The sequence below is a fragment of the Mesoplasma photuris ATCC 49581 genome (assembly GCF_000702725.1).
Lineage (GTDB): Bacteria > Bacillota_I > Bacilli_A > Mycoplasmatales > Mycoplasmataceae > Tullyiplasma > Tullyiplasma photuris.
Genome location: NZ_JNJI01000002.1, coordinates 306,916 through 328,118 on the forward strand (window position 1 = coordinate 306,916; position 21,203 = coordinate 328,118).

The window sequence follows — 21,203 nt, forward strand, 5'->3', positions numbered from 1 at the left end:
AAATATGAATACAACAATTTTTAGTAGTATTCAAGATACCTTATTAAAAGGATTCGTAGGAATCAGTACATGACAGTCACTTGTAGCGATTTTATTATTTTTCGTTATTATGGGTGGTTTTTGATATGGTCTAAGACAAATCAAAATTAAGTTTATGTATCGAGTACTTATTGGATTGGCGATTGGACTAGTTTTTGGAGTTGTTATCCAAGCTATCATTCAATTTCCAGAAGGTTCTTGATTTACTAAGGGAGAGAACTCTCCTTGGGTTGAAATTAATGGCAAATGATTTGACTTAAGTGGATACTATATGCTTGGAACAGAGGGTAATGGTTCAGTACTACGTTTAATTACAGCCGCAGACATTCCGAACTTAAATAGTTTAAGTCAAGTTCTTGATGCTAATGGAAATCAAGCGTTTACTCAAGAAAATGCAATTGTTAACTTTGAAGCTAAAGAGGCAATTCTTTGAGTAAGTGAATTTAATAACTGAGCAACACTTTTAAAACAAGTGTTTATAAATGGTATTTTATTATTAACAATACCAGTGGTGTTTGTTGCAATATTTAGAGTAACTTCTAAACCAGGACAAAAAGGTTTAGGAAGAATAAGTGGTAAAGCGGTTGCTTTATTATTAATCAATGTAACAATTGCGTTTGCAATCACATTTTGAATTGGTTATTTTTTAAATATTGGAAAAGGAATGGAATTTGACAACCAAGTAACAGGTACTTGAGGTCAAGAAGATACAAAAACATTGCCAAATATTATATGAGGATACGTGCCTTCAAACTTTATTGGAACTTTAACAGGAACAGCAATTATTCCTGTGATGGTATTGGGTGCATTGTTTGGTCATTCAGTTAAAATGGTTTCGAGAAAAAAACCAGAAGCAATGTTAAAATTAAGAACTGGTATGGATCATGGTTGAGATATTATTATGTCTATGTTAATGACATTTATGAAAATAATGCCATTTGCAGTTATGTCAATGATCACAACTTCTATCACATCTAGACCAATTGGTGCTTTAGCTTCAATCGGATTAACTTTAGGTGTTGGTTACTTGGCATTGATAATCATGTTAGTTATCATGACTATTCAAATGCTTGTTACAGGTATTAATGTTAAAACATGATGAAAATTTGCGATTAGACCACTTTTACAAGGGTTTTCAACTCAATCATCAAATGCAACTTTACCAGTTACTATGGATACTTTAAAACGCGATATGCGCATTAAAGATGAAGTGGTTAATACTGTTGGTCCATTATCTACAACAATGGGTCTTGTCGCTTGTGCTGGTGTTCAAGCTGGTTTAATAACATCACTTCTTTATACAGGTAGTGCAGCTGCTGCTGAAACTCCATTATGAGCGTTCTTTATCATTGGATTAGTAACAACGGTTGTTGCTTCATTAGGTATTGCTGGTGTTCCTGGAACAGCTACTGTTGTTACTTCAGCCGTTTTAAACGGAATTGGTTTTGGTGGATACTTCGCACCAGTTTATGCAATTATTGGAGCTTTAGATGGTCTGTTTGATATGGGTAGAACTGGAACTAATGTTACAGGTGGTGTTTATGCAGCTACTATGGTAGCTAACTGAGAAGGTCTCTTTGAAGAAGACACACCGTTACTTACTAAAAAACAGTTTCAAAGATCTGTACTTAGAAATCAAAAAATAAACTCTCGAAGTGATAAAAGAGAAGAAAAAATGATGCTTAGAAAACAAAAACAAAAAGAAAAAGCCACTTCAAAATTGGCTAAGGAATAAAATGACTCTAAATGAATTATATAAAATAGCCAAAGACAAATACGATATGATGAATGAAGTTTTTTATACAACAATGGATAGCAATCTTGCTTATACTGTTAAATCAGGTCCAATGTTCACTTACGAAGCTATTTTTAAAATTATCGAAGATTTAAAATCATCTAATTTTGAAGGTGATTTAGTTAAAGAAATTACCTCAAGAGCTAAAGAAACAATCTCAATCGAAAGTGAAAAAATCAAAAAAGATGGAGCCCCTCAAAGAGTTATTGAACAATTGTGAGGAATGAGAAATCAAGGCATTTCAATGTTTTTAGAATCATTAAACGAAAAAATGGACTAGTTCCATTTTTTATTTAAAATTTTATAAATAATTTGCCCTATAAAAATCTAGTTGATATAATGAATTGAATTGGAGGTAATATGAAATTTAATAAAAATATACTATTTAAAATTTTGCTCTTTTTATTAGGAACATATTTATTCACTTTAGGATTAAGTTTATATTTACCGACCGCATTTGGCGTAATGCATTTAGACTTCACTATTTATAGCTTATTGATGTGATTTAAAGGCGTTGAAATTGATGGAACACTTACACCTGAAATTTCAAATGGTATATACCATTGACTAATATTAGGTATCTTATTTTTTATATTAGCAATAATATCAACTGGATTTTTGATTTGATCGTATGCTAAACAAGGAAAAGAAGTTTTAAGAAAAAAAGAGGTTAAAAAAATAATTTTTTGATCATTTATTTCTGATTTTGCAATTGTATTAATGGAACCTGCATTTCTATTATTGCATGAACACACAATTGTGACACATGAAGTAGCTAGTGCTATTAAAGAAATGCCTGAACAATTTAGAATATTAATTCTACTTGGTGGATTTCTGTTAAATGCTTTAGGCGATGCAATTTGAATATCTTCAAAAATTTGTTTAGGACCGTATAATTCAATTTGTTCAAATTTTCAAAAAGCAACTAACTGAAATTACACACCATCAAGAATTATGTTAGATTGTTTAATATTATTACCAGGAATTTTATTTGTGATAATTCAACCAGGGGTATGACAAATAAAGGGAGATTTCTTTTTAAATTATTTAAATATTGGAACAATTATGTTTGTTTTTGCTTTTGGTCCAATAGTTCATTTGTTTGAAAAATACATAAATAAATTATTATTTACCTTTAATAAAAAAACGACTAGTCTTCACTAGTCATTTTTTTTGTGCACATTTTATCAAGTGCTTTATCTGCGGATTTACAATCTTTAAATCTGCTTTCACCAGCTTGAATTGCTTCTATTTTTTTAACAACATTACCTGTGAATGCTCACATTTTTTGTTTCTTTAAAAATTTTAGATAACCATATCAATTAACTCTTAATTTTCTAAAATCCACTCGACCTAATTTTAAGTCACTTTGAATTGTTGTTATTTTTTTATTAAGTAAAATTTGTTCTCTAGCACAAATGATTTTTTTTGCTAAAGCTGGTTGTAATTCATCAATATGATCAAAAATATTTTCAACATGTTCATATTTGTTTAATAATTCGATTGCTTGTTTATAATGTAAACATTTTATACCTTTAATATTATCTGAAGAATCTCCCATCAAAGCCTTAATATCAGCCACTTGACTTGGTCCACAACCAAATTTTTCAAAAACTTCTTCGTCTTTAATGAAAACTGGTTTTTCTTTTTTACTTACATTTACAATAATCTTTGTGTTTTCACTAACTAATTGGAAAGTATCTTTATCATTTGAAAGAATATGTACATTGTAATCAAGTTTATTTGCAATTCTTGCAATTGTACCCATTACATCGTCTCCTTCGTATCTGGCATGTTCATATCAAGGAATATTGGCAGCGGTTAGAAATTCTCTAATGATTTGCATTTGTGGAATTAACTCCTCAGGAGTTTCTTTACGTTTTGCCTTGTATTCTGGATATAATTCACGTCTTCAACAACCTTTGTCAACATCGAAAGTAACTATAATTGTATGATAAATATTCATATCAATAAATTCATTAATTTTTGCGACAAATGTATAGATGGCATTAATCATAACGCCATCTCTATTTTCAGCTACAGTTTTTCTTTTTAAAGAACCGTAGTATCCTTTGTGTAATAAATGATAACCGTCAATAATTAGTATTGTCTGTTTTTCATTTTTAGTAGTCATGTTTTTTCATTCCTTACAATATATATATTATCACAGTTGCAAAAATAATATTCTATATTGTTGTGTATGTTTCGACTATCGATGTAATTTCAAATTTTACATTTGCTTGTTTAAGAATTGAAAGATCATCAATTTGTAAAGTATATTCTGGTCCGTCTGTATAGTTTTTATCAATAATAAATAAGTTATTTATTCTGATATAAGTATCAATACTCTTAGAGTTTTCAATTGCAAATGAAATAGTTACATTGATTACTTTATGCATTTCAAATAGCTCTAATCCATTTAAAAGTTCACTAGCACTTGATGTGTATGCTCTAGTTAATGGACCAGCACCAAGTTTAATACCACCAAAATATCTAATTACTAAAACAACAATGTTAGTTAATCCCATTTTTTCTATTACGTTAAAAATTGGTTTTCCAGCAGTTCCATTAGGTTCTCCATCATCATTAAAACCACCAATAACATTATCGACACCTATTTTGTATGCAAAGCAATTGTGATTAGCATCGTTTTCAGAGTACTCTAAAAGAAATTCTTCAAGTTCTTTTTTAGAGGAAATTGTCTTAGCAATTGCGATGAATTCAGATTTGTTAATTACAAAAGAATTTTTATAAATTTTATTCCCAATTGTTTTCATTAAATTTCCTCCTATGTTTTAATAATAACTCATTCAATAGTATAATAAAAATAATGTAGATAAGGAGTTTAACAATGGCATCAGATAAAAAAATAATTAAGCATTTTGGTAAAGTTGCTGATAAAATTTTGGCTTTAGAACCAGAAATGATCAACTTAAAAGACGAAGATTTTAAAATTAAAACACAAGAGTTTAAAGATAGATTACAAAACGGTGAAACATTAGATGATTTATTAGTTGAAGTTTTTGCAGTCGTTAGAGAAGCTGCTAAAAGAACTTTAGGAATGAATGCATACCGTGTTCAGTTAATCGGTGGAATGATTTTACATTCTGGTGATATTTCTGAAATGAAAACTGGTGAGGGTAAAACACTTACTGGTCTTTTTCCTGCGTACTTAAACTCTTTAACTGGTCTTGGTGTTCATATTGTTACGGTAAACGAATACCTATCAAGACGTGATAGTGAAATTAATGGTAAAGTTTACGAATTATTGGGTGTTAGTGTTGGTTTAAACTCTTCTCAAATTGGAAAAATTTCAAAACGTGAAGCTTATGCAAGAGATATTACATATACAACTAACTCTGAGTTGGGTTTTGATTATCTAAAAGATAACATGGTTATGAAAGCTTCAGCAAAAGTTCAAAGAGGACTTAACTATGCTATTATCGATGAAGCGGACTCTATTTTAATTGATGAAGCAAGGACTCCTTTAATTATTTCAGGTGGTTCAGCTTCAAGAATTAATTTATATAAAGCTGCTGATGATTTTGCTTCAAAAGTAGATGAAAAAGTAGATTTAGATATTGATTTAGAATCAAAGCAAGTTTATTTAAATGAATCAGGAATGGAAAAAGCAAAAGAATTTTTTTCAGTTAAAAATCTATTTGCGATTGAAAATACAGAAATTTTCCACTTGATTATGAATGCTTTAAAAGCACACTTTACTTTTAAAGAAGGAATTGAGTATACAGTTAGAAATAATGAAATTCTTTTGATTGATCAGTTCACTGGTCGTATCATGGAAGGTAGATCATATTCTGATGGTTTACAACAAGCTTTACAAGCGAAAGAAAAAGTACAAATCGAAGAAGAAACTGCAACCTTAGCAACAATTACTTATCAAAACTTTTACAGACTTTATGCAAAAATTTCAGGAATGACAGGAACAGCTAAAACTGAAGAAGAAGAATTTATTAAAATTTATAATACAAGAGTTGTCTGTACACCAACAAACCGTCCAATTATTAGACGTGATGAAGAAGATTATACTTTTGGTTCAAAAAACGCTGCATTAAAACGTTTAATTAAAGATATTAAAGAAATTCACGAACTTGGTAATCCAATATTGATTGGTACAACATCAGTTGAATCTTCTGAACAAATATCAAGATACTTACAAAAAGCTGATTTGAAATTTGAAATGATCAATGCTAAAAATCACGATAGGGAAGCTGAAATTGTTTCTGTTGCTGGTTTAAGAGGAGCAATTACTTTAGCAACAAACATGGCTGGTCGTGGAACAGATATTAAGTTATCTGATGAGGTTAAAGAACTAGGTGGTTTAGTTGTTTTTGGAGTCGAAAGAAACGAAGCGAGAAGAATTGATAATCAATTACGTGGTCGTTCTGGTAGACAAGGTGATCCAGGAATGTCAAGATACTATATTTCTATGGAAGATGATATGATGATGAGATTTGCAAATCCTCGTACAAGACAAAACTTTGCTAAATTAGGTGATGATCACATTAAATCTAAAATGTTTACAAGAGCAGTTACTAATGCTCAGAAAAAACTTGAAGGTATGAACTTTGATCAACGTAAAAATGTTTTAGATTACGACAATATTTTAGCTCAACAACGTGAAGCTATCTATTCACAAAGAGATGATATTTTATATGCAGAAAGTTTAAAAGTGGTAATCAAAAAATTCCAAGTTACAGTTGCATTTGAATTAATATCTTTGAATTCTATTTTAATTCATGGTGAAAAAACAATCGATGCTAAAGGTTTATTAAAAGCAATTGACGGTAAATTAGTTGCACACAATAAATTTAAAGAAAAAGACTTTTTCAATAAAGATAAAATGCAACTAGCTGAAGAAATAGCAGAAGCAATGATGGAATTCTATATGATTAGAGTTTCTGATATTCCTGAAGATGTTGTTTTAAATATGGAAAAAGAAAGAATTTTAAAAGCGTTTGATAAACACTGAACAAAACATATAGATCTTTCTTCAAAACTTAAATCAGGAATTTATTTACAGCAGTATGCGCAAAATAATCCATTGGCTGAATATGTTGAACAAGCAACAAAATTATTTAACAAAATGAAAATTAGCATTTCAGAAGATGTTGTAAATGAATTAGCAAATGTTGTTTTAAAAAATGTGGAAGCTGAACCACAAGTTAGACAAGTAGAAATTACAGATGCTGATATTGATAAAATATTAGAAGAAACCGGTTTAACAAAATCAAACATTAATAATAAAGATATTAATGATAGATTTGATCAACTTGAAAAAGAGAATTCAGAAAATGAAGATTATCTTAAAAAATTAAAAGTAAAAAGAGATATTATGCTTGGATTAGTTATTGAATTAGAAAAGCGATTTGGACAAATCAATAAAGAGGTTAAGCAAGTTGAAATTACTAAAGAAGATATGAAAAGTATTTTAAACGCTTTTAATATTGATGGAATCGAAAATGTAAACCCAGAATCAATCGAATCTGGATTTAACTCAGCTTCTAATAAAATTGGTGATGATAAAGCTGCACAAGCACAATTAGAGATTGCTAAACAAGTATTAAAACAATTATCAGAACAAATTAAAAATGCAAAAAATAAGCCAAAGAATGATGAATAAAATCATAAATGGCATAATTAAATAGTATAGAGAAAAACTAGACCATTTGTCTAGTTTTTTGAGCATAACATGGGGGAAATATGAAAAAGTATATAAATGATAATCAATTCAAATTAGTTTCAAAATATGAACCTGCTGGTGATCAACCAAAAGCGATTATTGAACTTAATGAAAACTTAAATTTAGGAGTTAAACATCAAGTATTGCTTGGTGCAACTGGAACAGGTAAAACATTTACAATAGCTAATGTTATTGCTAAACAAAATCGCCAAACTTTAGTACTTGCACATAATAAAACTTTAGCTATGCAAATATACTATGAATTAAAAGAGTTCTTTCCCGAAAACAGGGTGGAGTATTTTGTTTCCAATTTCGACTTCTTTCAACCAGAAGCTTATGTACCATCAAAAGACCTTTATATTGATAAAGATGCTCGTCAAAATATGGAATTGGATATGATGAGATTGAGCGCAATGAATGCATTAATGACCAGAAAAGACACAATTGTTGTAGCTTCGGTTGCTGCTATTTATGCTTCTCAAAATCCTGCTGATTATTCAGATTCATTTTTTGAATTAAACAGAGGACAAAAACTATCTAAAAAAGAATTACTTTTATTCTTTGTAAAAACAGGTTATGAGAGAAATGACATAGAAAACAAGCCAGGGACATTTAGTGTTAAAGGTGATGTAATTAAAGTTGTTCCTGGTTGAAGTTCTAAATATTTATATAGAATTTCATTATTCGGTGATGAAATTGAAATGATTGATATTTTAGATTCTATAACTGGTGGTTTAGTTGAACACACTAGAACAATTACTATTTATCCAGCACAAGCGTATGTAACTCCAGAGGAAAAATTACAAGAAGCTTGTTTGAATATTAGAAAAGAATTAACTGAAAGAATTGATTACTTTCAAAAACAAGGTTTATTACTCGAAGCTCAACGTTTAGAACAAAGAACAAAGTATGATTTAGAATCTTTAGAAGAATTTGGTTTCTGTAGTGGTATTGAAAATTATTCTGCTCAATTAGACTTTAGAGAAAAGGGTCAAAGACCCTATACTTTATTAGATTATTTTGAAAAAGATTTTTTAACAATTATTGATGAATCACATATGATGATTCCTCAAACTCGTGGAATGTATAATACCGACAGATCGAGAAAAACTACATTAGTTGAATATGGATTTAGACTACCATCAGCATTAGATAATAGACCATTAAATTTTGAAGAATTTGAATCAAGTTTAGATCAAGTTATATATACTTCAGCAACTCCGGGTGAATATGAAATGGAATTAACTGATCACAAGTTTACTCAACAAATTATTAGACCAACAGGACTGCTTGATCCAATTATTGAGATTAGACCAACTGAAGGTCAAATTGATGAAATTATTAAAGAAATTAAAATTAGAAGAGAAAAAAGCGAACGCGTTTTTGTAACAACGCTAACAATCAGAATGAGTGAAGACTTAACTTCATATTTACAAGAACGAGGAGTCAAAGTTGCTTATCTACATTCTGAGTTAAAAACATTAGAACGTAGTGAAATATTGAATGATTTACGACGTGGAGTTTATGACTGTATTGTTGGAGTTAACCTTTTAAGAGAAGGATTAGATTTACCAGAAGTAAGTTTAGTATGTATTTTAGATGCAGACAAACAAGGATTCTTAAGAAACACAAGATCATTAATTCAAACTACTGGTCGTGCAGCTAGAAATGCAAATGGTTTAGTAATTTTCTTTGCAGATACAATTAGCAGTGCGATGAAAGAAGCAATGGAAGAAACTTCAAGAAGACGTGAAATCCAAGAAGCCTTTAATAAGGAGCATGGAATAACTCCTAAAACAATTTTAAAAGACATCAATCAAAGTGTGCTTACAGATAAAGCTCGTAAAAATATTGATGAATTAGCAAAAATAAAATCTAAAAAAGTTAAAAAAGAAGCAATACAAATTGTTCTTGATAAGTTACGTGCTGAAATGACTCAAGCTGCAAAAGATTTAGATTTTGAAACAGCTGCAACCATTAGAGATACTATTATCGAACTAGAACAACAAAAGAACGGATAGAAATATGACAAAAGACAAAATAATTATTAAAGGTGCAAGAGAAAACAATTTAAAAAATATTGATTTAGAGATTCCAAAAAATAAACTTGTTGTTTTTACAGGTTTATCTGGTTCTGGTAAATCATCGCTAGCATTTTCAACTATTTATGCTGAAGGAAGAAGAAGATATATCGAATCACTTTCTGCTTATGCAAGACAATTTTTAGGAGGTAATGAAAAACCTGATGTAGATTCAATTGAAGGTTTAAGTCCAGCTATTTCAATTGATCAAAAGACAACTTCACACAACCCCAGATCGACAGTCGGAACAGTTACAGAAATATACGATTATCTTAGATTGTTATATTCAAGAGTTGGTACACCATATTGTATTAATGGACACGGAGTTATTCAAGCGGCAAGCATTAAAGAAATACTAAATAATATTAAAGTTAGCACAGAAGAAGGTGAACAAGTTTATATTTTATCTCCAATTGTTAGAGATAAAAAAGGTTCACATAGAGATACATTTGACAAATTAAAAAACGAAGGCTTCATTCGTGCTAAAGTAGATGGTGAAATCAAAATGTTAGATGAAGTTATTGATTTAGAAAAAAACCAAAGACACAACATTGATATTATTGTCGATCGTTTAGTATACAGAGATGAAGAAGAATTAAATTCTCGTATTTTTTCAGCTATCGAAATTGCTTTAAAATACTCTGAAGGTATGATTAAAGTTTTTTATCCAGAATCTAAAAAAGAAGAAAAATTATTTTCAACAACATATTCATGTAAACAATGTGGATTTAATATTCCGGAAATGGAACCAAGATTATTTTCATTTAATGCCCCGTTAGGAGCATGTGAGGGATGTGGTGGTCTTGGTGTTAGTTTAGAAGCAGACATTGACTTAATCATCCCTGATGAAAGTTTAACAATCAACCAAGGTGGAATTGCCTATTTTAAAAATTTAGTGGGTAGTGATAATTTAGAATGACAAAAATTCAGAACTTTATGTGATTACTATTATGTTGATTTAAATTTACCAATCAAATTTTTAACAAATAAACAAAAGGACATCATATTATTTGGATCAGATGAAGAAATTGAAGTTAAATTAATTAGTTCAAATGGTAGAAAGCATGAATCATTTGAATATATCGGTGGTGTTGCATCAGAAATTCAAAGAAAATATTTTGAAACAAAATCAGAAGAAATTAGAAAATGATATGCAAAATTTATGAGTTCAAAAACATGTAATTCATGTAAAGGAGCTAGATTAAATGAAACAGCATTATCAATTAAAATTAATGATCTTTCAATTTACCAGTTTACAGAAATGTCAATTGAAGAAGAATTAAACTTTATATTAAGTGTTGAATTAACTGAGACACAAACTAAAATTGCTGAATTAGTTTTAAAAGAGATAATTTCTCGAATTAGTTTCTTAAATGAAGTTGGTTTAGGATATTTAAATTTATCAAGAACAGCTACAACACTTTCTGGTGGAGAAGCACAACGTATTAGATTAGCAAAACAAATTGGTTCTCAACTTACAGGAATACTTTATGTTCTTGATGAACCATCAATTGGATTACACCAAAGAGATAATGATAAATTAATAGGAACTTTGAAACACTTAAGAGATTTAGGAAATACTTTAATTGTGGTTGAACATGATGAAGACACAATGAAAGAATCTGATTGAATAGTTGATATTGGTCCTGGTGCTGGTGAACATGGTGGAGAAGTAATTTTTAATGGAACATATGAAGATATTCTAAAATCTGAAACAATTACTGGGAAATATTTATCTGGAAAAATGAAAGTTGAAGTTCCCAAAAACCGTCGTGGCGGTAATGGTAAAAAATTGGAAATTATTGGAGCTTCAGAAAATAACTTAAAAAACATAAATGTAACTGTGCCTTTAAACAAATTCGTAACCATTACAGGAGTTTCAGGATCAGGTAAATCAACATTGCTTGAAGATATTATTTATAAGGGAATTCAAAATAAACTTTCAAAAGAAAGAGTCGAAACCGGAAAAGTGAAAGAAATTAAAGGAATTCAAAATGTTGATAAAGTAATTTATATTTCACAAGAACCAATTGGTAAAACTCCAAGATCAAATCCTGCAACATATACTTCTGTATTTGATGATATTCGTGATTTATTTACAAACTTACCCGAAGCAAAAATTAGAGGGTATAAAAAAGGAAGATTTTCATTTAATGTTCCTGGTGGTAGATGTGAAAACTGTACAGGTGATGGAATTATCACAATATCAATGCAATTCATGCCAAGTGTTGAAGTTGTTTGTGAGATATGTGAAGGTAAACGTTACAATGATGAAACATTGCAAGTTAAATTTAAAAACAAAAATATTTCTGACGTTTTAAATATGACTGTTGAAGAAGCATCAATGTTCTTTGAAAATATTCCAGCAATCAAACAAAAACTTGATACTATTTTAGAAGTTGGTTTAGGATATATTCGATTAGGACAAAGTGCAACAACACTTTCTGGTGGAGAATCTCAACGTATTAAACTTTCAACTTATTTACTTAAAAAAGCTACAGGAAAAACAATATTTTTACTAGATGAGCCAACGACTGGTCTACATGTTGATGACGTAAATAGATTAATAAAAGTTTTAGATAGACTAATTGATCTAGGTAATACAGTAATTGCGATTGAACATAATTTAGATTTCATTAAAGTATCTGATTATATTATTGATCTTGGTCCAGAAGGTGGTACTGGTGGTGGAAATATTGTTGCAACAGGAACTCCAGAGCAAATTTTATCTATACCAGGATCATATACAGCATATTACTTAAAGGAATATTTAAAATAATGATATCAGTTAATGAATATTTATTTGATATGAGTCAATCTTTTAAAGAAAAATATAATCTTAAAGATGTTTTATCTAAAATCGGAAATTTACAAAACAAAATTCCTGTTATAAATGTGGTTGGTACTAACGGTAAAGGATCAACTTCGCACTATTTAAGTTTAGGTCTTAAGTCTAAATATAATAAAGTTGGACTCTTTATTTCTCCAGCATTTCAATATCATAACGAACGTATTCAAATTAATAACGTTCCTATCGGTGATCAAGATTTATTAAGAATTGTTAAACATATCGAAGATAATTTTGCACAATTTAATCTTACTTTTTTCGAAATGTGAGTTTTAATTGCTGTAATTTATTTTAATGAAAATAAAATTGATATCGCAGTTATTGAAGCAGGTATTGGTGGAATTAAAGATATGACTAATTTATTTAATAATCAATTGTTAACACTTGTGACTTCTGTTTCACTAGACCATGTTGAGTTATTAGGGCCTAATATTGAAGATATTATTTACCAAAAAGTAAATATTGCAAAACCAAATACACAAGTGATTATTAGTGCTGACAATTTTAAATACAAAAGTATTTTTAAAGAAAAAATAATCAACAGGGTTAACATGTTGTTTTTAGAAAATGAACAAAATGACGATTACCAAATCAATAATAAACAATTAGTTAAAAGTGCATTAGAATTCCTTAAAATTGATATTGATGAATCGTTATTCAACCTTGATCCACCACTTGGTCGATACTCTAAAATTAAAAATGTGATTATCGATGGAGCACATAATGTTGATGCTATAAAAAAACTGATTACAAAGGTTAAAAAAGAAGAACAAAAAGTGAAAATTTTATATGCTTCTATCGTGAGCAAAGATTATAATGAAATATTAAAACTATTGGATGAAAATTTTTCTGAAGTATATATTACAAATTTTGAAAATTATAAAAGTTGAAATATTGATAATATAAAACATGAAAATAAAATATATAATTGAAAAGAGTTTTTAGATCAAAATAAGGATAATAAAATATTGGTTTGCGGAAGTTTATATTTTATTCCTGAAGTTTATAAATATTTAAAAAAATAAGGAGGCAACATGGCATTGTTAATAATTAATATTATATCTTGATTAGCGGTTGCTGGGTTATTTGGTCTTTCGTGACTATCAGAAGGTTTTCGTAAAAATAAAATTAGTACAAAAACCATCACAATAATGGCGATGTTATCTGCACTAAGTGTAATCTTAACAAATGTTATTGGTTACACTTTTATTGGTGGTCAGAAAATTATGATTGGTAATGTATTTATCTTTATTTCTGGAATGGTTTTTGGACCAGTTCCAGGAGTGTTGACAGGAGTTGTAAGTGATTTATTAGGTTTAATCAACCTTGGTGGTGGTTATAATGCTGGGTTCATGTTTATTAAATGTATGTTCGGTTTCTTAGGGGCATGCGTTTTTATGTTCAGAAAAAATAATTTTTGAATGATTAAAATGATCATAATTTATATTTTAGGAATTACAGTTCATATCTTTTTATTATCACCATTGTTAAACGCTGTTTATGGACCAGATAGTAATTATTGAACGAGTTTAGGAATAAAGTTTACTTTATTAATAACTAAGCCTCCATTATGAGCAATTGAGTGTTCACTTTACCCATTTATTGCTTATACATCTTTTAGAGTGATTTGACATTTAATGAAAAACAATCTTAATGATCAAAATGTTCCGTGATTTGCAAGAAAAGGAGACCACCAAAGTCTTTATAAACCGTTATCTTCAATGACTGATGAATTAAAAAACGTTAATCAAAAAAGAAATGTTAAACAGTGAAATAGATTTGTGAAGAAATTGTAAACAAAAAGAGCACCTAGGTGCTCTTTTTAACAATTAATATTTATTCTATCTTAATAATACTTTTACAAATAATGAGAATTTAAAATGAATATAATTGTTGTTTAATTATTTAGCTCTTTTTATTGATAATTTAACTTGTTTTTTAGCTTCATTAACTTCCATTACTAAAGCATTAACTTCTTGACCAGAAGTAACGAAATCTTTAGCATCTCTTACGAACTCATCAGCGATTTCGCTAATGTGGATTAGTCCTTTGTAAGTTTCACCGTTAAGTTCAACTGTACAAAATGCTCCAAAATCAACAATATCAGTAATAACTGCTTTTACGATTGTGTTTTCCATTTTAAATTCCTCCTATTTATAAGTATATAGATAATTAAGTTCTAAAACTCTTATTTATGACAAAATATAGTAAAATTATTTTGTAAGCGAGGTATTTTATGAAAAAAATGACAATAAAAACTTTAGTTAATGCATTTGACTTTGAAGTTCTTGCAGGTGAAAGTAAAATTGATAATCCAATAGTTGTTTATGGAATTAACAGAGCCGGATTAGAATTAACAGGATTTTACAATGAAGCAACAGAAACAAATCACAACCGACGTGCTATTTTATTATCTACAAAGGAAAACGCTTACATGTCACAATTTTCAGTTGAAAAAAAACGTGAAAAATATATAGCTTTAATGAATGCAGGTTCTCCTGTAATTATGATTACACAAAATTATACTGATCAAACTTTAGTTGATGTTGCCAAGGAATTAAACTTCCCTTTACTTTATAAAGAAGCAGCATCAACTTCTAATTTAAACCATGATATTTTAAATGTTTTTAATGAATATTTTGCACCAACTGAAGAAGTGCATGGATCATTGGTTAATATTTTGGGTACTGGAGTTTTAATCATGGGTCAATCAGGAATTGGTAAGTCTGAAATCACACTTGAATTAATTAAGTTAAACCACTTATTTGTTGGTGATGATAGAATTATCATCACAAACGAAAATGGTTTATTGATGGGAAAATCACACCCTATTTTGAAAAATTTAGTTGAAGTTAGAGGAATTGGTATTATCGATGTTTCTAAAACAAATGGTTACCAAGTTATTTTAGATGAAACACCAGTTGATATGGTGATTGAATTATTTAAATTTGAAAATGCAAAAGAAGATAAATCAGAAAGAATCGGGAACAAATCAACTCTTAAAAATATTTTAGGAATTAAAGTACCTTATTTACAAATTCCTGTTTCATCAGGACGTAATATTTCAAACATTATTGAAACAGCGGTTGCTCAACAAAAAATTGCAGCGGCTGGTTATTCAATTGATGTTATTGAATTAATTAATAAGAGAATTGAAGAAGGAGCAGAGTAGTGTCTTTATTTAGTAGCGATAATACATTATTCGATTGAATGCAAGAAAACGGCTCATTTGGATCAGACAGATTAATTGGAGGAGTAATACCTGCTTATCCAATTTTTATGTTTTTAGGAATACTAGCCGTTATTGTTGCGTCAATTGTCAAAATGAAAATGCGAGGAATTCCCTTAAGAGAATTTGAACTTGCAATTTTAATCGTGGTTCCAATTGGAATTTTGGGTGGTACTATATTTGGTAAAATATTTTTACCTTTATATTCACAACCAGATATGTGATATAAAATTTTCTTCTTTTGAGACCCAGGGATGTCGTTATTTGGAGCATTATTTTTAGGAACAATTGGTGGTTTCGGATTCTTCTATAAGCGAAGTAAAACAACAATGATTTCTGTTTGAGTTTATGCTGATTGTATTGTTCCGAATATTCTTTTAGGTCAAGCAATTGGTCGTTGAGGAAATTTTTATAATCACGAAATTTTAGGAACTGAAGTCAGTTGAGAACAACTGGCTTGATTACCTGATTACATAAGAGAAAAATTATTTTATTTCCCAGATTTAATCGGATTTGTAAATTCTGAGGGTGTTTCAATAGTTCAACAACAAATAAACTGAGCTGACCCCGAAAATTGAGCGTGAGTACAAAATGACTTTTGAAACAGTGATGGAGTAACTTTAGGAGAATATCTAAAAACAACTCCGATCGTTTACAGACAACCTTTATTCTTATATGAATCAATGGCAAATATAGCATTGTGAATCATTATAAACTTCGGTGTCTTGAACATCGGAAGATTATTTAGTAAACCTAAACCATGAGATTTAGAGCCAACAGCTTTCCCTGGTTGATACAATAAACATGCTAAACATTTACCACAATCAAAAGTTAAAGAATTTAATATTCAATTACCCGTTAAATATAAAAAAGTGGTTGTTAAAAACGAAAGTGGTAATGATATCGAAGTTAAATTGAGTTTATATAGAGCCTGAAATAAGGCTTACTATTGATATGAACCCGATCAACAAGAAAACAAAGAAGCGTTTGAAATAATTAATAATAATATTGCCAACATGAAAGAATACAATTTAAGAAGTAAAACTCTTAAAGATCAAAATACTAGAAAAATTGCTTTATTAAAACGTGAATATAAACATAAAATGAAATTATTATCAAACAAAAATCCTAAGAAACAAATTGTAAAAACAAACTTTAAAGTTGATCTTGCTTTCACAAAAAAAGATTACAAAAATAAACAAAAAGAACTAATGTTGAAATATACTCCATTTAAAAATACATTCGATAAAATAATGAATGTTAACGCAAGTTCGGGGATATTAGAAAAATTACATAATCCTAATAATTATTTAGTTATCAGAAGTGGTGTTGCCACAGGAAGTTATGTGTTTGGTTATTTAATAATAAGAATTGTTTTAGAAACTTTTAGAAAACCAACCGAATACTTCATTCCTAACGCAACGGTTGCAAACTTTTTAGTCTTAGCGATTATATTATTATCAGGAATTGCAATAATTGTGATTTCACAATTTGTAGCTCCTAAGAAATGAAGAGAGGCAGGATGATTATATGAAAAATCATACTAATAATATTTTAGATGTATTGATTGTTGGTGCTGGTCCTGCAGGATTGACATCTGCTGTTTATACATCAAGAGCAGGTTTAAAAACATTGGTATTAGAAAAAAGTGCACCGGGTGGAAAAATGACAAAAACAGATGTTATTGAAAACTATCCCGGATTTGAAAAAATAACAGGACCAGATTTATCAATGAAAATGTTTATGCAAGCAACTAATTTAGGTACTGAATTTGATTACAATGAAGTAACTCACATTTTAAAAAATGATCAAAATATTTTCGAAATCTGTTTAGCTAATGAAACAAAACTTTATGCAAAATCTGTAATTATCGCAACTGGAACATTAGAAAATAAATTAGGTATTCCTGGTGAAGACAAACTTTATGGTAAAGGTGTAAGTTATTGTGCTGTTTGCGATGGAGCATTACATAGAAATAAACCAGTAGCTGTTGTTGGTGGTGGATATTCAGCTGTTCAAGAAGCGACATTCTTAACTCAATTTGCATCTGAAGTTTATGTAATTGTTAGAAAAGATAAATTTAGAGCAGATGAGTGATCTGTCAATAATTTAAAATCTAAACCAGGAGTTAAATTTTTAATGGAATCTGTTGTAGAAGAAATCAACGGTGAGGAAAAGGTTGAGTCAATAAATGTTAAAGATTCAAAAACTGGAACAGTTAAAAAAATTGAAGTTTCAGCAATTTTCCCATACATTGGAGCAACTCCTTTAAATAAATATGTTGAACATTTAAGTTTAACTAATGAAAAAGGATTTATCGAACCCAATTCAAAAATGGAAACAAAAGTTCCAGGATTATATGTTGCAGGTGATTTAAGAGAAGTTCCTTTACGTCAAATTGCAATTGCTGCTGGTGATGGAGCACTAGCTGGTCAAATGGTTGTTGAATATTTACAAAATTTAAGATAGAAACTAGGAGGTAAAAATGAAATTAAGAAAAGATTTTAATTGAAAAATAATTACATTGATTATCGTAATGTCTATAGTTTCTGTATTACCTTTATTTGTTTTGGTTGGGCTTGATTCATTAAATGTTGATTGAGAGCAAAGCAATAATTGAAATATGGTCCAATATGGGAATGTAAAATCCGATTATGGTTCATTTCACTTGTATGCATTCACAATGACAATGGGGATGTTTGTTGCAGTAGCGTTTAGTATTTGAAAATTTTGAAGAAAAGGAATTCCGCTTCAAGAATTAGCTTGAGGAGTTATTGTTATTATTCCTGTTGGCTTATTCTTTGCCTCATTTTTTGGAAAACTAAATGCTAATGGTCCTGGTCAAAATGCAGGAGGTGCTAATTTCTTTGAACTATTCTTCTTTTGAAAAGCTGGTATGGCAATTCATGGTGGAGTTTATGGTGGAACAATCGCAGGATTAATAGTATTTTATTTCTTAGGTAAAAAACCAAAAGTTTCTTTAGGGATGTATGCTGATGCAATTATTCCAAACGTTTTATTAGGACAAGCAATTGGTAGATTTGGTAACTTCTTTAATCATGAAGTTATGGGAGCTCCAGTTAAAGTTATGGGGAACCTTGAAAGCTATCAATCAGAAAATGGGAATGCAATTTGAAATCGGGAAATGCAAGATCTAACTAACCAAGCTGGTGGATCAGGAATTAATTGATTACCAGATTGAATATTACATAATACTAAGGCTATTTACAGTGGTTCTGATGTTGTAATCGGCGGAATCAAAATAACTGATGGTGATTTAGTACAAATGTCTCCAATTTTCTTTTATGAAGCTTTAGGATTATTTTTAGGATGATTAATAATTACTTTTGTAATTCCTAATATTGGAAGATGATTTGGTAAAAAACCTTGAAAAGTTGAACCAGAAAAATATTCTATTGATTGAAAATACACAACAAAGCAATTCTTTATGCCTTGAATAAAAGATGAAACAAAAATGTCATGAAGAGAAGCCTTCGATGCTGCTTATGTTAAAAATGTTGATGAAAGTGCAAGAAATAAATATGCTAAAAAAATTGAAAAAATAAATTCTTCAAATGATAATTTCTTCATTAGAAGATTTAAAATAGGAAGTGCTCAAAAAACAGCTAATAATCCAAATAAATATTGAGAAACTAAATCTGGTACTCAAGCATTTGCTTATTTCTTTGTTTGAAACTTTGTTCGTTTTATTTTAGAACTAGAAAGACCAGATGACCATCTATTTATCATGTATGATAAACCCTTATCGCTAGTCTTAATTGGAGTTACTGCTTTAGTTGGTTTAATTGGTATGTTATTATGTAACTCTGTATTTCCTTATTTTGTTAGAAAAGATGGAATCATGTATGAAAAAGATTATTTATCAATTTCAGATATAGTAACAGATAAACCAATCTCAAAAAAAGTCACTCTTTCTAAAACAAAGATTGATAAAGCAATTCAAAAAGAACAAAAAGCAAAAGCAAAACTTGAAAAATACGAAAAATAGAAGAGAGGTGAAATTATGTCATTTGCATTAAGTGTAAAAGAAGAAGTAATTTCACACTCTTTTAATTTAGAACAAAAAAAATCTCTATTAAGTGGTTTTATCAAACACAACGGAGAATTGATTTATTCATCAAAAAGTGAAAAATTGAAAATATCAACAATCAGCAATAAAATTGCTAGAAATTTATTTGGTTTTTGTAAAGAATTATTTGATGGTGAAATGGAAGTTTCAATTATTACTTCTGAACTATTAAAAAAGACAAAAACATTTCAAATAACTTTAGTTGGTGACATTAAAAAATTTCTAACTGATTTAAAAATTTATGATGAGAATTTTAATAAGATAATTAGAGTTGATGATAATGTAATTAAAGAACAAGATTTGATTAGATCTTATATTGCAGGAATGTTTATGGCAGTCGGTTCTGTAAATGCACCAACAACAACTAATTATCATTTAGAACTACAGTTTAAAGATAAAGAATCTGCTGAATATTTTATTTATATTATGGAAATCTATCGATTCAATTTCAAAATTCTTGAAAGAAAAAATAATAAATTTATTTGCTATGTTAAAAAAACATCTTTTATTTCAGATTTTTTAGCGTTTATTGATGCTTCTCAATCAGTTATGGCATTCGAAAATGAAAGAATTTCACGTGATGTCTATAATTCAATTAACAGAATCAATAACATTGATATTTCTAATCAAAATAAAACTTTGAAAACAGGATTAGAACAAGTAGAACAAATTAACTTTTTAAAAGAAAACAAATTATTTTTTACATTATCAAATAAAGCAAAAGCGTTATCCAATTTAAGATTAGAAAATCCAGATTCAAGTTATGTTGAATTACAAGAAATGATGGAAGATCTAGGTTATCAAATTACAAAATCTGGTGTTAGTAATTTATTTAAAACTATTAAAAAAGCGAGTGGTAAATAATGGAAAATAATGAAATAATATTGCTATTTGCGATGAATATGAAAAGAATTCGTTTAGAGAAGAAAATGTCTCAAGAAGATTTGAGTTTTGCAGCGGACTTACATCGTAACTACATTAGTGATGTTGAATGTGGTCGAAGAAATGTCTCTTTGCAAGCAATTGCTAAAATAGCGGCAGGTTTAGAAATTGAAGTTTCAGAACTATTTAATAAATAAAAATAAAAATAGGCTTAGTCTATTTTTATTTTGCTAAAATATATACATGGAGGATTTTAAAATGTTATTAGCTAATGCATCAACTGGTAGTATTGTGGTTTTCACATTTGAAATCCTAATGATGGTCGTATCAATAATGATGATTGTAATTGGTTTATTCCAAAACAAAAAATCACAAACAGGTCTTAGTGCCTTAAACGGGGGTAATGAAGAATTATTCTCAAACTCAAAAGAGCGTGGAATGGATAAAGTATTATCAATTTGAATGTTATCATTGGGAATAGCGTTCTTTGTAATAACTTTAGTAGTATGTATAGTCACAAACACTGTCCTTGCTTAAT

Annotated in this window: 18 protein-coding genes; 15 read left to right on the forward strand and 3 right to left on the reverse strand. The window is 29.0% G+C overall.

The window, feature by feature from the left end; all coding sequences use genetic code 4:
• The first annotated feature begins 4 nt into the window (after positions 1-4).
• The 3 genes from T347_RS0101415 (at position 5) to T347_RS03795 (ending at position 2,998) form a co-directional block, all read left to right on the forward strand.
• Positions 5-1,774, forward strand: a complete 1,770-nt coding sequence (locus T347_RS0101415; RefSeq protein ID WP_031542525.1) for a dicarboxylate/amino acid:cation symporter — start codon at positions 5-7, stop codon at positions 1,772-1,774.
• 1 nt (position 1,775) lies between these two features.
• Positions 1,776-2,114 carry a hypothetical protein gene (locus T347_RS0101420; protein WP_031542527.1) on the forward strand — a complete coding sequence of 113 codons (339 nt, stop codon included), beginning with the start codon at positions 1,776-1,778 and terminating at the stop codon, positions 2,112-2,114.
• Between the two features lie 80 nt (positions 2,115-2,194).
• Entirely contained in the window at positions 2,195-2,998 is an 804-nt protein-coding gene (locus T347_RS03795; protein ID WP_031542529.1) for an SPE_1075/MLC_0560 family membrane protein, read from the forward strand.
• Here T347_RS03795 and T347_RS0101430 read toward each other — a convergent pair.
• Together T347_RS0101430 and T347_RS0101435 are read right to left on the reverse strand one after the other, a co-directional pair.
• On the reverse strand, positions 2,985-3,968 hold the full coding sequence (locus tag T347_RS0101430; RefSeq protein WP_031542532.1) for a 5'-3' exonuclease: 984 nt from the start codon (positions 3,966-3,968) through the stop codon (positions 2,985-2,987). The two genes, T347_RS03795 and T347_RS0101430, sit on opposite strands and share 14 nt — an antisense overlap.
• A 52-nt stretch (positions 3,969-4,020) precedes the next feature.
• Positions 4,021-4,611 (reverse strand): IMPACT family protein, encoded by a 591-nt coding sequence (locus T347_RS0101435; protein WP_031542534.1) that lies wholly within the window; start codon positions 4,609-4,611, stop codon positions 4,021-4,023.
• A 74-nt stretch (positions 4,612-4,685) separates the two neighbouring features.
• Between T347_RS0101435 and secA the strand changes: the two genes are divergently transcribed.
• From secA to T347_RS0101460, 5 genes are all read left to right on the forward strand, one after another.
• Positions 4,686-7,475: a preprotein translocase subunit SecA gene (gene secA / locus T347_RS0101440; RefSeq protein WP_051636006.1), complete on the forward strand. Its 2,790-nt coding sequence runs from the start codon at positions 4,686-4,688 to the stop codon at positions 7,473-7,475.
• An 80-nt stretch (positions 7,476-7,555) separates the two neighbouring features.
• Positions 7,556-9,556: an excinuclease ABC subunit UvrB gene (uvrB, locus tag T347_RS0101445; protein ID WP_031542538.1), complete on the forward strand. Its 2,001-nt coding sequence runs from the start codon at positions 7,556-7,558 to the stop codon at positions 9,554-9,556.
• 4 nt (positions 9,557-9,560) lie between these two features.
• Positions 9,561-12,395: an excinuclease ABC subunit UvrA gene (gene uvrA, locus T347_RS0101450; RefSeq protein WP_031542540.1), complete on the forward strand. Its 2,835-nt coding sequence runs from the start codon at positions 9,561-9,563 to the stop codon at positions 12,393-12,395.
• Positions 12,395-13,489, forward strand: a complete 1,095-nt coding sequence (locus T347_RS0101455; protein ID WP_031542542.1) for a bifunctional folylpolyglutamate synthase/dihydrofolate synthase — start codon at positions 12,395-12,397, stop codon at positions 13,487-13,489. Before uvrA ends, T347_RS0101455 begins: the two co-directional genes overlap by 1 nt.
• A 9-nt stretch (positions 13,490-13,498) precedes the next feature.
• The gene (locus T347_RS0101460; protein WP_051636007.1) at positions 13,499-14,260 is read left to right on the forward strand and encodes a folate family ECF transporter S component; all 762 of its coding nucleotides are present in this window, start codon (positions 13,499-13,501) and stop codon (positions 14,258-14,260) included.
• 105 nt (positions 14,261-14,365) lie between these two features.
• Here the strand turns inward: T347_RS0101460 and T347_RS0101465 are convergent, their stop codons facing one another.
• Complete coding sequence (locus T347_RS0101465; protein WP_031542546.1) at positions 14,366-14,602, reverse strand: S1 RNA-binding domain-containing protein; 237 nt, start codon at positions 14,600-14,602, stop codon at positions 14,366-14,368.
• A gap of 98 nt (positions 14,603-14,700) precedes the next feature.
• Between T347_RS0101465 and hprK the strand changes: the two genes are divergently transcribed.
• The 7 genes from hprK to secG all read left to right on the forward strand — a co-directional run bounded on the left by hprK (position 14,701) and on the right by secG (position 21,202).
• Positions 14,701-15,636 carry an HPr(Ser) kinase/phosphatase gene (gene hprK, locus T347_RS0101470; RefSeq protein WP_031542548.1) on the forward strand — a complete coding sequence of 312 codons (936 nt, stop codon included), beginning with the start codon at positions 14,701-14,703 and terminating at the stop codon, positions 15,634-15,636.
• Positions 15,636-17,240, forward strand: a complete 1,605-nt coding sequence (locus tag T347_RS0101475; RefSeq protein WP_211246836.1) for a prolipoprotein diacylglyceryl transferase — start codon at positions 15,636-15,638, stop codon at positions 17,238-17,240. Before hprK ends, T347_RS0101475 begins: the two co-directional genes overlap by 1 nt.
• Complete coding sequence (gene trxB / locus T347_RS0101480; protein ID WP_031542552.1) at positions 17,224-18,162, forward strand: thioredoxin-disulfide reductase; 939 nt, start codon at positions 17,224-17,226, stop codon at positions 18,160-18,162. The genes T347_RS0101475 and trxB overlap by 17 nt, the downstream gene beginning before the upstream one ends.
• A gap of 16 nt (positions 18,163-18,178) precedes the next feature.
• Positions 18,179-19,702, forward strand: a complete 1,524-nt coding sequence (locus T347_RS0101485) for a prolipoprotein diacylglyceryl transferase family protein (RefSeq protein WP_051636008.1) — start codon at positions 18,179-18,181, stop codon at positions 19,700-19,702.
• Positions 19,703-19,717: 15 nt separating this feature from the next.
• Positions 19,718-20,647 (forward strand): DNA-binding protein WhiA, encoded by a 930-nt coding sequence (whiA, locus tag T347_RS0101490; RefSeq protein ID WP_031542557.1) that lies wholly within the window; start codon positions 19,718-19,720, stop codon positions 20,645-20,647.
• The gene (locus tag T347_RS0101495) at positions 20,647-20,862 is read left to right on the forward strand and encodes a helix-turn-helix domain-containing protein (protein WP_031542559.1); all 216 of its coding nucleotides are present in this window, start codon (positions 20,647-20,649) and stop codon (positions 20,860-20,862) included. The genes whiA and T347_RS0101495 overlap by 1 nt, the downstream gene beginning before the upstream one ends.
• Before the next feature lie 61 nt (positions 20,863-20,923).
• On the forward strand, positions 20,924-21,202 hold the full coding sequence (gene secG / locus T347_RS0101500) for a preprotein translocase subunit SecG (RefSeq protein WP_031542562.1): 279 nt from the start codon (positions 20,924-20,926) through the stop codon (positions 21,200-21,202).
• The last annotated feature ends 1 nt before the right edge of the window (position 21,203 follow it).